Annotated in this window: 1 protein-coding gene; it reads right to left on the bottom strand. The window is 37.3% G+C overall.

The features are described 5' to 3' along the window. Positions 1–98: 98 nt before the first annotated feature. Complete coding sequence (locus tag OGM63_RS21840; RefSeq protein WP_263747763.1) at positions 99–1205, bottom strand: RNA-guided endonuclease InsQ/TnpB family protein; 1107 nt, start codon at positions 1203–1205, stop codon at positions 99–101. Positions 1206–1312 lie beyond the last annotated feature (107 nt).

Genomic DNA, 1312 nt, shown 5'->3' with positions numbered 1-1312 from the left:
CCTGCTATCTAAATCATGGACATCCGTAGACATTCAATCTTTAGTTGACGTTTCAACGGGTGGAGTCGGCTCCAGAACCCTTAACGCCCAGACACGGTTTAGCCATCCGCGTTTAAAACGACTGCCTGCCCAAGCTTTGAGAGATTTATTGAAGCATTTAAATCTCGATCGATTATTATTCCACACTTTTGGCAATCAAAAGTTCTGACTTTCAATGGCATGTTTTGAATGTGCCCACAACTAGAACAAGTCTTACTTGAGGGGTAAAATCTACCCGCAAGTATTATTTCGCTACCAAACAATTTGGTTTTGTATTCTAGCTGCCTACGGAATTCATAGAAGTTGGCGTCACTCACCGCACCAGCTAATTTATGATTAGCCATCATTCCACTAACATTTAAATTCTCAACAACTATTTTCGCGTGGTTTTTGCTAATAATTGTTGTTGCTTTATGTGTGGCATCTAATCTAATATCACTGGTACGTTTGTGTATTTTGGCAACTCTTAATTTTTGTTTAATATATTGGTTAGAACCTTTTACCTTTCTAGCTAATTGACGTTGTTTTTTAGCTAGTTTTTTCTTCATTTTGTTGGTGGCTCTAGGATTATTAAACACAACTCCTGTAGATAAAGTGGCAAGTTCATTAATCCCCAAGTCAACACCCACTACCGATATTTTGTCTGCTGACTGCTCTGCTGTTTGTTCAAAAGCAAAGCTTATGTACCAGTTGCCAGCACGCTCAGATATCGTAAATTTTGATGTTTGTACATGTGGCAACCCTTCATAAGTTTTAACCCATCCTATAGTAGGCAGCTTAATACAAGTACCACCAACACTTATTGGTTTTCCACTAGCATTAATAGTAAAACTATCGGTTGACCTTCCTTTCTTTTTGAAGTTAGGATATGCGCCTATACCTTTAAAGAATCTTTTATAAGAATCTCCTAAATGCTCAAATGCAAACTCTGTTGTTTTTTGGCAGATCCCATTCTCTTTTAACCAAGCTAAGTCTGGATTAGTTTTAACGTGATTATTGAAAAATGTTCTAAGTAATCTGTGATTAGGTTTATAGCCATCTTTATATAGAGCTTGCCATGTAGCTAAACCCCAGTTGTAAGTAAACCTAGCTATACCCGCGTGCTTCGACATCAGAACACGTTGAGATGAATTTAGTTTCAAACATGTTTTGATTGACAAAAGCATTCTGGCATTTCCTATGAAAGCGTGGTTTGTACATCTAACTTCTACTGTACAGAGTTCTACCTTATCTTACAGAGTTGTCTATCAATTAATCAACTTAAGACTAGCTC

This window comes from Plectonema radiosum NIES-515, assembly GCF_025753815.1.
GTDB lineage: Bacteria > Cyanobacteriota > Cyanobacteriia > Cyanobacteriales > Nostocaceae > Hassallia > Hassallia radiosum_A.
This window is presented reverse-complemented; position numbering and strand designations above follow the sequence as displayed.

Excerpts from the sequence above, each read along its gene's own strand:
- OGM63_RS21840 (WP_263747763.1), bottom strand. The coding sequence starts at position 1,205 with ATGCTTTTGTCAATCAAAACATGTTTGAAACTAAATTCATCTCAACGT.